We start from the raw sequence: 17,353 nt of genomic DNA on the forward strand, positions 1-17,353 counted from the left end.
AAGATGTCCGGAAAATCCGGGGATAAGAAGAGGATAAAATGAGCGGAAAAGAATTTAAATCAGGATTTGTTGCAATTGTTGGTCGGCCAAATGTTGGTAAATCAACCTTGCTTAACCACATTGTTGGTGAAAAAGTTGCCATCATGTCAAACAAAGCCCAAACAACACGGAATAAAATCCAAGGAATTTACACGACCGATGAGGAACAAATCGTGTTTATTGATACGCCTGGAATTCACAAGCCTCACAATAGCTTAGGTGATTTTATGGTGAAATCAGCTTTATCAGCTTTACATGAAGCCGATGCAATTTGGTTTGTGGTTAATGCCGATGAAGAACGTGGTCGTGGGGATGACTTTATTATTGAACGCTTGAAAGAAGTTTCAGGGACACCAATTTACTTAGTAATTAACAAGATTGACTTGGTACACCCAAATGACTTGTTACCAATTATGGAAAGTTACCGTGAAGCGCTTGATTGGAATGAAATTTTCCCAATCTCAGCCCGTTCAGGAGCGAACGTACCAGAATTACTTGAGACAGTTGCTAATGAATTGACAGCCGGTCCGCAATATTTCCCAGCTGATCAAATTACAGACCACCCAGAACGATTTGTTATTGGGGAGTTAATTCGTGAAAAGATTTTACAATTAACTAGCCAAGAAGTACCACACTCAGTTGCCGTTGTGATTGAAAAAATCGAACGTGAAACTGAACAAAAGGTTCAAATTCAAGCAACAATCGTGGTGGAACGACCTGGTCAAAAGAGTATTATTATCGGAAAACAAGGTGCGGTTATTAAACAAATCGGAATTCGTGCTCGTAAAGATATTGAACGCTTACTTGGTGATCGTGTTAACTTACAATTGTGGGTTAAGGTTGAAGATCGCTGGTTGGATAAACCACAAGCACTTCAATCATACGGTTACTCTGAAGAAGATTATTAATAGTAAGGAAATGATTCCACTTGATGTAAAATCAAGTGGGATTTTTCGTGTTTGCATATTTCAAAAAAGTTATTTGAGTTGAAGATAATTGATAGATATAGAAAAATTATATTTAAATTTGTAAAAAATTATTAATAATCATTGATATATAATTAGTTTATCAAGTATAATAATTAAGTTTGCAGATACAAAATAAATAATGAGAAGAGAGAAAATGATTAAGATTTTTAGTGGTAACGATATAGAAGAGATAGTTAAAGAAATTGATGAATGGATGATTAATAATCATGCTTCATTTTACGGTTCAAAGCCAATTCGCAAGCGTGACTTACCTGATGGTAGTTTTGAATTTACCGTCAACATCAAATTATAATACCTTTTTGTGTGCATTTTGATAAGTTTAAGATAATCCTTGTAATATAAAATAATTATAAAAATGGGTAAAAGCACTCCACTTGCTAATTTCGAGCTTAAATTAATGAATTGTAGTACGAAATTGAAGTTTTTTTTCATAAATTGAGTTATTATATGTATAGCATAGTACTTAGGGGGTTGTTCAAGCAGGAATGCGCGATGATCAAGGTAATATGTAATTGCTTGCGTAACTGTAATAAATTTAATTAAATGATAATTTTCAAGATAATATGATACTTTGTATTATTCGTGTAAAATATCTGAAATATTACTGTTTAATTGATTTGATATAAATAATACGTAGACAAAGATAAAAAGATTCCGGTATTAATTTATCAAAGTTAAAGCAGACAAAGTAATGTCTGAATTAATTGAGCGATACTGAAATTGAAACAAAGGATTTGTGGGGGAATTATAATGGACTGGTTCTTAAATTTGGATGCTGAAACACAATTGTTTATCAAAAACTTTATGGTGTCATCAGGGTCACTAAAACGTTTAGCCGAAATTTACGGTGTTAGTTACCCAACGGTACGATTACGATTGAATCAGGTGATTTATCGTATTCAGATGTTAGATGAACAAAATACACCATCGTTTGAAGCTAAAGTAATGCACATGGTCGAAGATAATCGACTAACGTTAGAAACAGCTAAACAAATTATCGAAGATTACAAAGATGAATTTGCAGACGTTAAATAATATTCGAAAAAGTCTATTTAAACAAAGAATGCAATGTCGTTCTTTGTTTTTTTGTTGTAAGAAATTAAATAATATTTCGAACGCCCTTACTTAAATGCTATACTTGAGAACATACCATTGGGACAAAAAGTGTAAAAGGGGAATTGGCATTGTATGTTGAGATTTAATGACGCCAATCGGTATCGTTGGCGGACGTTTGGCTTTAATTTATTAATTATTTTAGGTTTTACGTGCTGCACATTTGGTGCAGTTTTTTTTAGAGGTAAAACATTAATTGCAAATAGTGATGCGATGAATCAGCATGTGCAAGTTTTTGGACAATTTCATGACTATTTAATAACTTTTATGCAACATCCCCATTCGTTTGGAACTTGGGATTGGGCGTTGAGCAATGGGACCGATTGGTTTAATGCGTTTAGCTATTATATTTTAGGTGATCCATTAGCTTATTTGATGTTGTTTTTTAATCAGCAAAATACGATTTTAGGATATGAAATGATTATCTTATTACGGTATATCCTAGCGGGCTTAGCGGTCGGATATTGTGCTATTAAATTTGGAATTTCACGGCAATGGTCGGGTATTGTTATTATTACGTATTTAGCAAGTCTGTTTGGTATTTATGGTGTTACTAATCAATCGTTATTTTTAAATGCGTTTATTTATTTACCATTATTAATTGTTGCGGTGGAACGTTTTTTTGCTCGCCGCAAATATTTAGGGTTAGTCTTATTAGTGGGCTTGGCAGTTGCTAGTAATTTTTATTGGGGCTTAATTTTAGCGGAAATGTTAGCTTGTTATGCCTTAGTAAGCTATCTTTATAATTATCGCCAAGTTAAGTGGTGGCGTGATTGGTTACCATTAGTTTTGTATGTTATTTTGGGGATTGCATTAGCAAGCATTGTTCTAATACCAACGGTGCTTTATCTCACATCCTCACCGCGAAGTGGTTCCGGAATGGCGCAACTATTGAGTTTATATCCTATTGAGTATTATCTAAAGTTATTGACATTACCATTTGGTGTCCAAGGGGTGATTGAACCAAGTTCATTTTGGTTGCAAGGAACGGCGGCAGCTGTTAATACAATTGGCTTTTTTTGGATTATTTTTAACCGGCGTGAAAATAAATTAGCATTTACATTTTTGTTAATCATCATTGGTTTATTACTTGTTCCAGCGGCAGCCGTACTACTAACGGTTGGTAACACGCCAACTAATCGCTGGATGTTTTGTTACTACTTGTTGACGGCGCTTGTCGGGGTGCATTTATTAATGCAACGGAATCACATTTCATTAAGTAAAAAACGGATCATGTGTTTGGTGATAATGGTAACATGGGTGGGCTACTTTATCCTTACAGGGATAAATCAAGTTAACAGTTGGCAATTTAATTCATATAGTTTAACGTTAGCGATGATGTTACTATACCTTTGGTTTAGCCCGCAAAATCGGTGGATTAATGCCGGACAAATGCGCTGGTTAATTATCTTGGGGACGACGCTAACAGTCCTAGGCCAATTTAGTACTCGCTTGGGCCAACGGGATGACTTTAATCTATTGACTGCTGAGCAAGTTAGTAAGTTGATGTATACGCCAACGGCCTTTAATGCTAAGTATGATCATGCATTAACAGCACGGACGGAGTATGCAAATGGATTAAAAACGCCGGAACAAGCAATGTTTATTAATAGTTTCTTGACACCAGCCCATGCAACGGGTCTGTATCTATCAACGGTATCACCAGCGATGATTGATGTTAGTCAACAATTGGCAATTGCTAGTGGCCGCACGGTTAATCCATTAAGAAACTTAGATAATCGCTTTTTACTAACTGAATATTTTGGTGCTAATCAATTAATTGGCTCACGGTTTACTAAGTTAGCTAATTTACCAGCGTTACAACCACAAGCTAGTGATAAACAACAGGTTAATTTTTATCATAATCCATTAGCATTTCCAATTATTTGGACGGCTGTAGGAACATATTCGCAAGCACAGTACTTGGCGGCTAATCCAGTTGAAAAAACGAGTTTACTTGGTTCAGGGGCAGTTGCTATTCCAGATACTAAGGTTAAGCAGCCTAAGCTAACGAATTTACATGCAGCAACACCAGTAAGTGTCCGGCTATCAAAGCATATCGATAAAAAACAAACACTGGTAGGGGCACCTCATAATCAAATTACCTTGCGTGATCATAAGGTAACTTACTTTAATAATAACCCTGGTGAGAGTCTGGTTTTGAATATATCACCAACTTTACCTGGTGGTGAAGTGCAGGTCTATCTTTCAGATATTAAATTTCAGGCTAGTACAGCACGCCAACTTAAACAACACGGGGTGCAATTAACTGAGAGTATGCGCCAGCGCTTAACTTTAAATCGATTAGATGGTTTTGAATTGAATGTTCTGGGTGGTAATCGGGAAGTTAATTTTAGTCAGGAATCATCGGCGGCGGGGGCATTTTATCAATTACGGCGGGACGGTGTCTTGAATTTTGGGATTATGCAAAAAAGTCCGCGTAGCTTTACGTTTAACTTTGATCAACCAGGGCAATACACATTTAATGTCCATGTATATTCACAAGCGGTAAATCCTACAGTTATTAAAGGTTTGCAAACGGTTAAAAAGCACGGATTACGAGCAAGTAAACTAAATTATCAAGGCCTTAGTGGACAATATACGGCGGCTAAAACAACGTGGTTAGGTTCAAATATTCCGTATTCAACGGGCTGGCATGCCCAGGTAAATGGTCAACCAGTCGAGGTTAGTCGTGTCAACGGAGGTTTTGTCGGTGTTCATGTTCCGGCTGGAAAAGCACAAAAATTAGAGTTGACGTATCAAACACCGGGATTAAAAGTTGGTTTGGTGCTTTCACTAATTGCGTGGCTTACGTTATTAGGATTATTAATCATGAACCGGCAAAGACAACATTAAAGGCTAGTTTGTAAAAATTATTATTGTGATTAGAATTAGTTTTATGATATATTTGTTAATAGCAAAAAAATTAAACAAAAGAGGAAAGTATGTTAAGAAAGATTATTCACCATCCAGACGCTAGTGGCTTAGCAGTCATGGCAACGATGGTATTTTGCATGTCAAATTACAATTTAGTATGGCGTTATGGTTTTGGTAATCACCATTTTCAACATGAAGCAGTGATTTATCCAATTGCTCTAACAATGGTATTTTTAACTAAAAAATTTATTTCAGCACCACTTGCAAAATTATTACACAAGCGGTCAAGTTGGTTGAGTAAGCAACCAAAGCACATCACTTTTCCACTTTTAATTATTTCATGTAACACGTTAATCGTGATTGCAGTAATGACACTGGTATTTAAAAATTATGTGCCGTCACACTATCTATTTGATTACTTGCGAAATTGGATTCGTGCTTTTGTAGTAGCAATTCCAGTATTTTTCTTTGTTGTCCGACCACTTGTTACCCGCTTTGTGAAGTGGTTGCAATCAAAAGTTGCCGCACCAATGGTTGAAGAACTTTAAACACGGTGTATTAGGTGATAACTAAATCTAACTAAATTCAAATAAAAGGCTAGGAAAATTTATTTTCCTAGCCTTTTAATTTGGGTTAACTTGACATCACTGTTAAGGGGGGTATAATTCAATGTGTCGTTTAGATATATAGATACTAGGAGGGGGTATGTACGAATTAATTATTTTAGGCATTTTGACAAGTGGCGATAAATCCGGTTATGCACTACGTAATATTTTAGAAAATATTTTTACAACTCGTCGGAAAGTTTCTAGTGGCGTGTTATATCCACGCTTAGATGAATTTGCGAAAAGTGGCTGGATTACTTTGTATGAAGATCCTAAAGATCCACGTTCAGCTCGGTTTGCCCATTTAACAACGGCTGGTGAACAACATTTTCTTAAATTAATGGAGCAACCAGTAGCATATGATTCTAAACGTGAAGAATTGTTACATTTTAAATGCCGCTTTTTAGGTTCAGTAGGACCAACGATTCGTTATCAAATCCTTACGGAATATCAAGCCTATTTAGAGGCCGATATTAAGGCATATGAGACATTATCAGTACATATGCAAGAACATATTCAACGAGGTGACAAACAGCGTGAAAAGTACCATTATGTCCTAGAAAGTACAGCATTAGATCAAACACTAGCCCAAGCTAAGCTAACTTGGGTAAAACAGCAACTACATAGTCTTGAAGGAGCGTAACATGGAAGAAAAACCATACCAGAAATGGTTAGCCTTGGCGGCGTTATCAATTGGGGTCTTTATGGGATTACTTGATGTCACCGTTGTCAATGTGGCCTTACCAACAATGCAAAAATCATTTAATGAACCATTCAATAACTTACAATGGGTTTTGAGTTCTTATACGATTGTTTTTGCCGTCATGATTTTGATTTTGTCAAAATTAGGCGATATGTTTGGCCGCAAGAAAATTTTCTTAGCAAGTATTATTTTATTTATCATTGCCTCGGCAGCCAATGGCTTAGCGCCAACATTATTAGCCCTTGATATTAGCCGAGCAGTTCAAGCAATTGGTGGCGCTGGGATGATGTCATTATCAATGGCGTTAGTTGCATCAAATTTTGATGGTGCTAAACGGGGAATTGCCTTAGGGATTGTTGGGTCTGTGATTGGCTTGTCATCAGCATCTGGTCCTTTAGTGGGTGGTTTGTTAGTTGAAAGATTTGGTTGGCAATCAATTTTTTATATTAATGTTCCGGTTGGAATTATTGCCGTTATTATGACGTTCTTATTTGTTAAAGAAACCCCAAGTTATGGTAAAGATCAACGGATTGATGTTTTAGGGATGATTTTATCAGCGGCAACGTTGTTCTGTGCTATTTTTGGTTTGATTCAAAAAGAAGACAATGTGCATATGGCCTGGACTAATCCGCATATTGGTGGTTGGTTGTTAGCAGCAATTATTTTATTAGTAATTTTTATTTTTGTTGAAATGAAGCTTACGCATCCCATGATGAACTTACGTATGTTTAAGCAACGAAATTTCGTAGGAGCCGTAATTGTAGCCTTTGCATTAGGGGCCGGGGTATATTCAATGAATACCTTTATCACCATTTTGATGCAAAACTACATTGGTTGGTCAGCATTTGATACAGGAATTCGACAATTAGCAATTTCAGTGTGGTCACTAGTATTAGGACCAATTACGGGGATGTTAGGTCAAAAATATTCACGTAAAGGTCTTGTTTCGGGTGGTTTAGTGCTAGTTGGGATTGGGTTTGTTTTGTTGATTAATGGCTTATCATTAACAACGGGTTATCCCCAAATTTTACCAATGATGATTTTGATGGGAATTGGGAATGCAATTGTTAATCCGCTCTTAAACACGGTGGGGCTTGATGGGGTTCCATTGCCTGAAATGGGGATGGCTTCAGGATTATTAAACGTCTTTCGTCAATTTGGTGTTTCGTTTGGGATTGTTATTCTTGGTTTAGTACAAGCTAACACGTATGAAAATCAATTAGATGTGAAACTAGCTAATACGCCAGTGCCAAAAGAAATTCTGGATCATTTACACACAGCGTTGGTTGAGGCCGGCCCGTTTGGTGGTCACGCAATTGCGTTTAACCAACGAGTTGCCCAAATTCCCGGTGCAAAGCAATTTCAAACAGCCATCGTTGAAGCATACAATCGGGGGTTAGCGACTACCCTAATGACAGGAACGATTATTGTATTATTAGGCGCCTTAGCAGCACTAACTTTATTAAAACGTAACGCTCGTAATTAAAGATATATTAAAAAAACGGCTTTGGTAAATTTTACCAAAGTCGTTTTTATGTATCATTAGAGTGCGGATTGTTGTCGAATAAATAACAAACATTACCATTGGGTTAAATGCGGTCACATTGCTTGCAAAAGACTCGGGTGCTCGGTATCTTTAAGAAGGTGAATGCAAATTTTATGCATTATGCAGATTAAACACGTTATTGGTTTTGAAAATTTATAGAGGGGGAAGCTATGAGGGGGACAAAGGCTGCACCAAATTTTGGTATTTTTTACAATGATACCGCAGGCAGTCAGGTAGCAGCAACGCAAGCTGCTACCGTAAAAGCACGCTTAACTGCTGTAGGATACCAATGCCAATTGCTAACGGCACCAAGTATCACTGCAGCACGTCAATTATTACAACAGTATTTAGATCAATTGGATGGCTTAGTGGTTGTTGGTGGTGATGGCACGCTTAATAACGCGATGGCCGCAATGCTTGAAAGTGGGTGTTTTGTACCATTAGGCTTAATTCCAAGTGGTCGCGAGAATTTATTTGCAAAACGTTGGCAAATTTCTAAAGATGTTGAAAAAGCATGTCAAATAATAATTAGTGGCCGGATCAAGAAGGTTAGCGCAGCGGTTATTAATCATGATTATGTTTGTCATACAACGTTGACAATTGGGACAGATCCAACTGCCGCCATATATGAATTAGAACAAGAAACCCCGTTTCGAGGGTGGAAGCAGTTCCGGTGGTGGTTAAATTATTTAAAAAAATCACCCAAGCTTAGTTTGAATTATCGTTTTGGTAATGATGAGGGGCACGCTATTTTGACCCGCATTTTCAAAGTTAATCCATATGTCATCACTAAAGGACCTAAACATCGAGATATTAACCAAAGTAATTATACCGTACGTTACTTGAATAGCCATCCATTAACGCAACTGTGGGCGGTATCACGCATGATGTTGACCCGGTCATTAGTAACTAATGTCTGCCACGACCAAGCGCAAAAACAATTAGTGGTGGTATCAAATACAGATAGCAAAATCATTAGTGTCATGTTAGATGGTAATCTAGGCCCACAATTACCGCTTGAAATGACAATTGTACCCAATATGTATGAGTTCTTTTTACCGAGCGGAAACTTTATTTCTTAACTTTCAAACCGTGAAATTCAATTGGACGCATAGCATCTAATTTTTCTGTAATCCATAAATTAATTAACGCATTGTCCAAACATGATTGGACAATGCGTTTTTTGTGGTCAAAATTTTGGGGTATTTTTATCCAACAATTACGGCTGGATTTTTGAAAAGTGCACAAGAAAGCCCCCTCAAATTGGAGTATATCCAAGCGAGGGGGCTTTTTTATGATGATTATAAATCTTGTTGGAAATCTTTAGCGGTATATAATTTAAATACTTTCGTAAAGAGGAAATTAGCGACAAATGCAGCAATCGCAGGAATCACAAACCATGCAAGTAAACCGATGATAGGGCTAACTGTGTGGGCCATGAAGACCTTGTCAGCTGGATCCATCACCATTGATTGAATAGGTGAAACCATTCCAATCCAACCAAAACCGGCTGTGGTTGGTGTACCTTCAATTCCAAAGATAGCGACTGGTAAACTAGCGATAGCCGCACTAAGCATAAAGGCTAACATGGTTACAGGTTTCTTGAAGATTGAAGGCATCATACCTTTCATCGCACCTAAGAAAATTGCGACCGTAACACCAGGTTTGTTAACTTTCAATGAATTGATAATAAGGACGATTGTTGTGGCAACCACTCCCATGGCAGCAGCTCCAGAACCAAGACCAGCAAGACCAATAGCAAGTGAAACCCCGACGGTAGAAACTGGTGTAATGATGATAACTGAGTAAGCCATCGCAATTAACATTGCCATTGGTACAGGGGCAAGTTTAGTAAATGTTTCAACAGCATTCCCAATTGCAGCAGTAACTTGAGCGACATAAGGGGCAATTTCGAGACCAACCAAACCAACTAAACTACCAACAAGGATAGGGCTTAAAATAATCGCAACAGAACCAAATCCTTTGAGGTATTTAGCAACTAGCCAAGTAACAAAAACGGCTAATCCGGCCACAATCATGGCGTTAATCACATCACCAGCACCACCAGCAACGTAAACGACTGATTTTGGCAACCATGGCGTATTGCTGATAGGGTTGATGGCATGCGCACCAGCCGTTGTCCATTTAATTGAGCCTGATGCAGCTGCGGTAGCAATCGCAACCACTCCAGCATCAAGCGATTTCATCTTAAACTGCATAGCCACGGCCATCCCAATTAAGAATGGAATCAAGATAGTAAATAAGTTTAAAATGGCACTAAGGTCTTGACCAAAACCAGTTGTCATCAAACCAGAGTATTTTAAAATGTATTTCATAACGGCACTTGGAAGGACCCCGATTAAAATCCCTTGGGCTGAACCTGAAAGGACTTTAAAGAAGAAGTCCTTAATGTGTAATTCAGTCGTTCCGTCAAATACTTGTGGGGCAATTTCTTTGGCTTTACGGGCGTATTCTTGGTTACGGACATCTTGTGATTCCTTGCTGAACCATTTTTTGCCTTGTGCTTTAATCATATTCTCTTTCCTCTTATATGAAATTAATGTGTTAATTTAAAATCGTTAATCCTAATAAAAAGGTGGCTGAAATTAGTATTCAACGACTGTTTCTGGTGTTTGGCCAGCTGCAAAAGCAACGGCAGCGTCAAATGATTGGTGAACCATTTCTTCAACTGCTTTAGTAGTGTAAAAGGCAGTGTGTGGCGTTACTAAGACGTTAGGACGGGCAATTAAGTCAGCAATCTTAGCATCAGGGAATTCCTTACCTGACCAGTCTTCGTTAAACAAGCCAACTTCATTTTCATAAACGTCCATTGCAAAGTCACTGATCTTACCACTGTCTAATCCAGCGATAATGGCATCAATATCAACTAAGTTACCACGTGAGCAGTTGACAATAACCACACCATCTTTCATTTTAGCGATTGATTCGCTGTTAATCATGTGGTGGTTAGCAGCAACACCAGGAACATATAAGGTAATTACATCAGCTTGGGCGTATAATTCATCAAGTGAATCAACGTATAAACCTTCAGCCTTAACTTGTTCATTTTGGAATGGATCAAAGGCAATCACCTTTGCACCGAAACCTTTAAGAATGTTGATTGCAACGCGACCAATGTGACCAGTTCCGATAACCCCAACAGTTTGCATCCGCATTTCACGGCCGATAGTTGGTGCCCAACGTAAATCGTGATTAGCGATTTTAGCATCCAAAGGTTTAGTACGACGAAGCAAACGACTCATTTGAATGATTGAGTGTTCGGCAATGGCATTTGGTGAGTATACAGGTACATTTGAAATATTAAAACTAAATTCACGGGCGGCGTCAAAGTCGATGTTATCAGTACCAACATTACGAAGTGAAAGGCTCTTAACACCAGCGGCAGCCAATGCGGTAATTGTTTCACGCGTGTAATCTAATTGTTGGTATACAACGGCGCCGTTTGCTCCAGTTGCTAAGGCAGCTGTTTCGGGTGTTAATAACTCACCAGTAAAATCAACTTCGATTTCAGGGTGGGCAGCTTCCCATGCGTGTAAAGCTGGTTTTTCGTCATCACGGATTCCGTAAGCAAAAATTTTAGTCATGATATATATATCTCCTCAGATGTTTGTTTGTTATTACACAAGTTATTATACATGATAATTAGCTGTTTTCCACTATTTTTTCTTAATTTTGTGAAGTTTTTATCAATCAAAGTACTCGAAAGCTATTTTATGTGATTATTTTAACAATAATTTTTAGCTAAAACCTTATTAGACTACGATTTTCAACGATATCAGAATAAATCATTAGATGTTATAAAGAAGGTTAAAGATTGCTGAAAAATTTGCAAACATAGCTTTTAAAGGAGTATATTAACTGATATAAACGTTCACTACATTTTTAATCACTTAAAAATTATAGTTAGTTTGGATGAAGTAAGGAGAAGATAGATGCTCGAAAAACAAGTTTTAAAGAAACTCTTAGCAGGTGCTTTTGATGTTCCCGTAATGGTAACGTATTGGGATGGAACATCAGAAAATTATGGTGAAGGGTTACCTACTATTCATATTAAATTGAATACAAAACTTAATATGAAGGATCTAACCAAAACTCCGACATTGGTGCTTGCAGAAGCTTATATGCATAAAGACATTGAAATCGAAGGTAGTATTCAAGAGTTAATCACATCAGCCTACCGGAAACACGATAGTTTCTTGACTAATCAAGATGGTTTCAAAGGCGTTCTGGCCAAATTTGTCCACTCACATGGAGAAAAAGAATCAAAAGCGGATATCCATTCACACTATGATATTGGTAATGACTTCTATGAAAAGTGGCTTGATAGCACCATGACTTACTCATGTGCTTACTGGCTGCGCGATGATATGACACTTGAAGAAGCTCAAATTGCCAAAGTTCACCATATTTTAGATAAGCTCGATTCAAAGCCTGGCCAATCATTATTAGATATTGGCTGTGGATGGGGGACATTAATTATTACAGCGGCCCAAAAATATGGCTTAAAAGCAACTGGGGTAACTTTATCAGAAGAACAATACGCATTTGTGATTAATCGCATTAAAGAGCTTCATCTGGAAGAATTAGTTACCGTTAAGTTAGTTGACTATCGTGAACTTGGTAATATGACCTTTGATTTTGTAACGTCTGTCGGGATGTTTGAACACGTTGGTAAAGAAAATCTTGGCCTTTACTTTAAGAAGGTCAATGAATACTTAAAACCACGTGGTCGTGCATTAATTCATGGTATTACCGGCCAACATGAAGGCGCCGGTGTTGATCCATTTATCGCGAAATATATCTTCCCAGGTGGCTACATTCCAAACGTAGTCGAAAATATGCAACATATCATGGATGCCCAATTACAATTGGACGATTTAGAACCATTGCGTCGCCACTATCAACGAACCCTTGAAGCATGGTACAAGAACTACATGCCGGTTTTTGATGAAACGGTTGCAGCGTATGGTGAACCATTTGCCCGGATGTGGGATCTATATTTACAAGGGTGTGCTGCTTCATTTGAAAGTGGTAACATCGATATAATTCAATTCTTAATGACAAAAGGGCCTTCAGGTACCAACTTACCTATGAGCCGTTCATACATTTATAAAAACGAAAAGTAATACATCTATTATTATTTTAGCAAAATGGGCGATGAGTGCAATCATTGCCTATTTTTTTTATAAAAAAAATTGTGGTAATTTAAGGAATTTATAAGAGATAACGTATGTTGGGTCGATACTTGCATTCATAAATAGGGAAAATATATAATTAAAACACTAAACTAACTTTTTAAAAGAAAATAGGTGGATATATGCAAAACTTTAATTTCAAAAATGCAACAGAAATTGTGTTTGGTAAAGATCAAATTGCTAGTAAATTACATGCGGCGGTAAGTCAATTTGGGGAAAATGTTTTATTAGTATACGGTGGTGGCTCAATCAAACGAAGTGGGTTGTATGATCAAGTCAAAGCTTTGTTAGCAGATTTAAATGTTGTTGAATTAGCAGGGATTGATCCTAATCCACGGATTGAATCAGTTACGGCTGGTCAACAATTAACTAAAGACCACAATGTTGATGTTGTGTTAGCAATCGGTGGTGGTTCAGTGATTGATGCTGCTAAAGTGATTGCATCCGCTAAATACTATGATGGTAATGCTTGGGACTTAGTAATTAAACCAAGTTTACGGTTAGAAATTGCACAATTACCAGTCGTTGATATTTTGACACTTGCCGCAACTGGAACTGAAATGAACAAAGGTTCTGTTATTTCAAACTTAGCCACTAAGCAAAAGATTGGAACTTATGGTCCTAATACCCCAGCAGTATCATTTTTGGACCCAACATTAACGTACAGTGTTTCAACTTGGCAAACTGCTGCGGGATCATTTGATATTTTCAGCCACTTAGTAGAGCAATACTTTGATCGGGAAGCCAACAATGATGTGACAGCAGGGATGATTGAAGGTATTATGCGGACAGTTATCAAGTGGGCGCCAGTAGCACTTGCGCAACCTGATAACTATGATGCGCGAGCTAACTTAATGTGGGCTTCAACGATGGCCCTAAATGGCTTAGTTGGTCTTGGTAATAGTAATGGTTGGAGTGTTCACCCAATGGAACATGAATTGTCAGCTTACTATGACATTACTCACGGTGCTGGGTTAGCTATTTTAACGCCTCGTTGGATGGAATTTTGTTTGAATGCTGATACAGAGGCTAAATTTGTGGCCTTTGGTCGGAATGTCTGGCACTTGGATGGTGAAGATAGCCAAGTTGCGCATGATGCGATTCAAGCAACGTATGATTGGATTAAAGCATTAGGCTTGCCAACGACACTAGGTGGTGTTGACATTAATGAAGAAACTAATTTTGTGGCAATGGCTGAGCATGCGGTTAACTTAAAGGACCTAACAGTAACCGGTTATGTACCATTAACACCTGCTGATGTGGTAGACTTATACCGAAAGTCAATGACGACAGACGGTTTTGAATAAGCCTTAGCAGGAGGAATTATGGGAATTTTAACCGACAATATTATGATTGTGCCATTTATTATTGGTGCTTTAATTACAGGTGCAATTATTGGCTTTATTGGCTGGCTAAGTAACCGAAAAAAGCGGTAGCATTACCTACTAAATTGCACATAAAAACCGAAGGCAATCAGGACGACTGCCTTCGGTTTTTTATTTATTAAAAATTACATTAACTATTCAAAACGCTTGGGCATCAACCACGCACAGAGCAGGTAGATGATAGGTGTCAAAACATTCGCAAAGACGCCAAAAACCACAAAAATCACGCGTAAAAGAGTAGGGTCAACGTTTAAGTATTCACCTAAGCCACCTAAGACACCAAGCCATATGCGATTGTCATTACTACGGAAAAGTCGTTTATTCATAACCTAAGCCTCCTTAAAGATATGCTGCTACAGTCTAAGTATATCGAAAAATTAAGTTAATTAAAATTAAAAGCTTGTTAATTGAATTGACCTTAATCACAGGGTCAAGTATAGTAAACAAAGCTATTATGGCCATTAGTATTGATAAATTTGCCATCGACCCTATTAATGCTTTAGAATTAAAGTATTAAATGTAATAATCACCAAATTTGTGTGGGCTATTAATGACATAATATTATTCAAAGATAATGGAGAACAAACGATGAATTGGACTGAAGTCAGCGTTAAGACTGCCAGTGAGGCCGTTGAAGCAGTATCAAGTATTTTAATGGAACTTGGTGCGGCGGGTATTCAAATCGAGGATGCCAACGAAAACTTAAACTATGAACGAGCTGATGAAACCGTCTATATTGATTGGGATGAGTTAAACTTACCTAAGGTTGGAGCTGTTGTAAGTGGCTACTTTGATGAGGATGATTTTGATCCGGCAATTTTACCGCAAATTAAAGCTAAGGTAGTGCAATTAGGTGAATTTGGTTTGGACTACTTGCCTGGGGATGTGATTGTCAAAGATATTGATAATCAAAAATGGGCGACTGCTTGGAAAAAATATTACCATCCAGTACGAGTGACCCGTAATTTAACAGTTGTACCTTCATGGTTAGATTACCAACCAGCTCAAAGTGATGAGAAGCTCATTGTTCTTGATCCGGGGATGGCTTTTGGGACAGGAACGCACCCAACAACCCGCTTGATGTTAGAAGCCTTGACGATTGTTGTTCGTGGTGGTGAACGGGTCCTTGATGTTGGGACGGGTTCTGGTGTTTTGAGTATTGCGGCGAAGCATCTTGGTGTTGGCCCAATTACGGCAACTGATATCGATGACATTGCCGTGGCTAAAGCACAAGAGAATTTAGCACTTAATCCAGTCGCTAAAGACATTGATGTCCATGTTTCAGATTTACTCAAAGACGTGGCTGAAGAAAATGTTGATTTGATTGTAGCTAATATTTTAGCAGAAGTCATTCATCCGCTAATTCCGCAAGCCTGGGATAAACTCCGGCTTGGTGGCTACTTCTTAACGAGCGGAATTATTAAAGATAAATTTACTGAAATTCGGGATGCGCAAATTGCCGCCGGCTTCAAAATTGAACAAATTTTGCAAATTGGTGATTGGTATGGAATTATTGCATACAAGCCTAATCCTGATGATGTTAATGAATTTACAGCACAAGGTTAAGGTGAAGTATGCAACGGTATTTTTTAAACGATAATGTCAATACAACTTTTACACTTGATGATGAAACTTATCATCATTTTGTGACTGTTTTACGGGCTAAAGAAGGCACCAAAGCAGAGTTTGTACAACCTAATCAAACAGTCGTTATCGCAAGTTTAGCAACGGTTGTAGATGGTATGGCAACTATGAATGTTGTTGATACATTAACTAGTAATGTTGAATTGCCAGTTGATACAACGATTGTGTGTGGCTTGCCTAAAGGGGATAAAGCCGAATTAATTGTTCAAAAAGCCACTGAATTAGGTGTTAATCAGGTAATCTTTGTCCAAACAGCATGGAGTGTAGCTAAATGGAATGATAAAGCTGCTAAAAAAATTGCCCGATTACAAAAAATTGCGGCGGGGGCGGCTGAACAATCTCACCGGACCCGTGTCCCAGTTATTAACTATCTGGCAAGTTTAACGGATGTTACGGCATTGGCATTTGATCACAAAATGATTGCGTATGAGGAAGCGGCTAAGACTGGCGAGCAAGCTCAACTGGCACAAACGCTAGCTAGGATTGAACCCCAACAATCAATTTGTGCTGTCTTTGGTCCCGAGGGGGGCATTGCACCACAAGAAATTGAAAAATTAACAGCCAATGGGTATGTGGTAACGGCGCTTGGTCCACGTATCTTACGGGCCGAAACGGCACCGCTATATTGGTTGAGCGCAATTAGCTTTGCGTTGGAATTAGCGCAACCACAACAATAGAAATAAAATCTAGATTTAGGCAGGGAAGAGTATGTTTGCATCAAAACGATGGAGTTATGTAGTAATTGCAATAGTGGGATTGTTATTGGGAGCAGTGCTGCCAAATGTATTTAATGTGTCAGGAATTAGTGCTAACAGTAAGATTATTTGGTTGTTAATCACCATTAACTTTATTGGCGCTTTCGCACTTGGTTGGTATATCAAACGAACATATACCCCATGGTGGACATTACTTGTTTTTCCAGGCATCTTTGCGTTAGATACTTTTTTATTGAAAACTAATGAACACCAATATGCGTATTTCTTGGCATTGACTTATTTAGCCCTTTCAATTGTGGCACATTTTAATTCTTGGGCAGTTAACGTTGAGGATGAAGGTGAAGAACACTATAAAAATATTGTTGATAGTGGTTTTGAATCTGGTAATTAAAGAAGTGCGTCAAACCGTGCAGAGTATAACCGTAACTGGTAAACAAAATTTGCTGGTTATCATTATATATGTAGGCGTTATGATCGGTGCATTAATGAAAACAAAATTAAAACTAGTTGGAAAGGCATT

General features: G+C 37.8%; 16 protein-coding genes. 13 read left to right on the top strand and 3 right to left on the bottom strand.

Annotated features, from left to right (window positions below; all coding sequences use genetic code 11):
- Window positions 1-38: 38 nt before the first annotated feature.
- From era to LQZ75_RS00610, 8 genes are all read left to right on the top strand, one after another.
- Window positions 39-947 carry a GTPase Era gene (gene era, locus LQZ75_RS00575; protein WP_230095897.1) on the top strand — a complete coding sequence of 303 codons (909 nt, stop codon included), beginning with the start codon at window positions 39-41 and terminating at the stop codon, window positions 945-947.
- Between the two features lie 214 nt (window positions 948-1,161).
- Complete coding sequence (locus LQZ75_RS00580; protein ID WP_230095898.1) at window positions 1,162-1,320, top strand: hypothetical protein; 159 nt, start codon at window positions 1,162-1,164, stop codon at window positions 1,318-1,320.
- A gap of 458 nt (window positions 1,321-1,778) precedes the next feature.
- A complete protein-coding gene (locus tag LQZ75_RS00585) occupies window positions 1,779-2,063 on the top strand; it encodes a DUF2089 family protein (RefSeq protein ID WP_168721095.1) in 285 nt (94 codons plus the stop codon).
- Between the two features lie 153 nt (window positions 2,064-2,216).
- Entirely contained in the window at window positions 2,217-4,997 is a 2,781-nt protein-coding gene (locus LQZ75_RS00590) for a YfhO family protein (protein ID WP_230095899.1), read from the top strand.
- A gap of 89 nt (window positions 4,998-5,086) precedes the next feature.
- The gene (locus tag LQZ75_RS00595) at window positions 5,087-5,566 is read left to right on the top strand and encodes a DUF2798 domain-containing protein (protein WP_230095900.1); all 480 of its coding nucleotides are present in this window, start codon (window positions 5,087-5,089) and stop codon (window positions 5,564-5,566) included.
- 157 nt (window positions 5,567-5,723) lie between these two features.
- A complete protein-coding gene (locus LQZ75_RS00600) occupies window positions 5,724-6,266 on the top strand; it encodes a PadR family transcriptional regulator (RefSeq protein WP_230095901.1) in 543 nt (180 codons plus the stop codon).
- Window position 6,267: 1 nt separating this feature from the next.
- On the top strand, window positions 6,268-7,812 hold the full coding sequence (locus tag LQZ75_RS00605) for an MFS transporter (RefSeq protein ID WP_230095902.1): 1,545 nt from the start codon (window positions 6,268-6,270) through the stop codon (window positions 7,810-7,812).
- A gap of 230 nt (window positions 7,813-8,042) precedes the next feature.
- Entirely contained in the window at window positions 8,043-8,954 is a 912-nt protein-coding gene (locus LQZ75_RS00610; RefSeq protein ID WP_230095903.1) for a diacylglycerol/lipid kinase family protein, read from the top strand.
- 219 nt (window positions 8,955-9,173) lie between these two features.
- Here the strand turns inward: LQZ75_RS00610 and LQZ75_RS00615 are convergent, their stop codons facing one another.
- Window positions 9,174-10,406 (bottom strand): PTS sugar transporter subunit IIC, encoded by a 1,233-nt coding sequence (locus LQZ75_RS00615; RefSeq protein WP_230095904.1) that lies wholly within the window; start codon window positions 10,404-10,406, stop codon window positions 9,174-9,176.
- Between the two features lie 72 nt (window positions 10,407-10,478).
- Complete coding sequence (locus LQZ75_RS00620) at window positions 10,479-11,477, bottom strand: D-2-hydroxyacid dehydrogenase (protein WP_230095905.1); 999 nt, start codon at window positions 11,475-11,477, stop codon at window positions 10,479-10,481.
- 348 nt (window positions 11,478-11,825) lie between these two features.
- Here LQZ75_RS00620 and LQZ75_RS00625 point away from each other — a divergent pair, with 348 nt between their 5' ends.
- Window positions 11,826-13,019 (top strand): SAM-dependent methyltransferase, encoded by a 1,194-nt coding sequence (locus LQZ75_RS00625; protein ID WP_230095906.1) that lies wholly within the window; start codon window positions 11,826-11,828, stop codon window positions 13,017-13,019.
- 191 nt (window positions 13,020-13,210) lie between these two features.
- The gene (locus LQZ75_RS00630; protein WP_230095907.1) at window positions 13,211-14,395 is read left to right on the top strand and encodes an iron-containing alcohol dehydrogenase; all 1,185 of its coding nucleotides are present in this window, start codon (window positions 13,211-13,213) and stop codon (window positions 14,393-14,395) included.
- 212 nt (window positions 14,396-14,607) lie between these two features.
- Here LQZ75_RS00630 and LQZ75_RS00635 read toward each other — a convergent pair whose 3' ends face one another.
- A complete protein-coding gene (locus LQZ75_RS00635; protein ID WP_230095908.1) occupies window positions 14,608-14,799 on the bottom strand; it encodes a PspC domain-containing protein in 192 nt (63 codons plus the stop codon).
- Window positions 14,800-15,061: 262 nt separating this feature from the next.
- Between LQZ75_RS00635 and prmA the strand changes: the two genes are divergently transcribed.
- From prmA to LQZ75_RS00650, 3 genes are read left to right on the top strand one after another with little or no spacing between them, the layout of a single operon-like run.
- A complete protein-coding gene (prmA, locus tag LQZ75_RS00640; protein ID WP_230095909.1) occupies window positions 15,062-16,039 on the top strand; it encodes a 50S ribosomal protein L11 methyltransferase in 978 nt (325 codons plus the stop codon).
- Between the two features lie 8 nt (window positions 16,040-16,047).
- Entirely contained in the window at window positions 16,048-16,794 is a 747-nt protein-coding gene (locus LQZ75_RS00645) for a 16S rRNA (uracil(1498)-N(3))-methyltransferase (protein WP_230095910.1), read from the top strand.
- Between the two features lie 31 nt (window positions 16,795-16,825).
- Entirely contained in the window at window positions 16,826-17,224 is a 399-nt protein-coding gene (locus tag LQZ75_RS00650) for a hypothetical protein (RefSeq protein WP_230095911.1), read from the top strand.
- The last annotated feature ends 129 nt before the right edge of the window (window positions 17,225-17,353 follow it).

The organism is Periweissella fabaria, from assembly GCF_918814575.1.
GTDB classification, from domain to species: Bacteria; Bacillota; Bacilli; order Lactobacillales; family Lactobacillaceae; genus Periweissella; species Periweissella fabaria.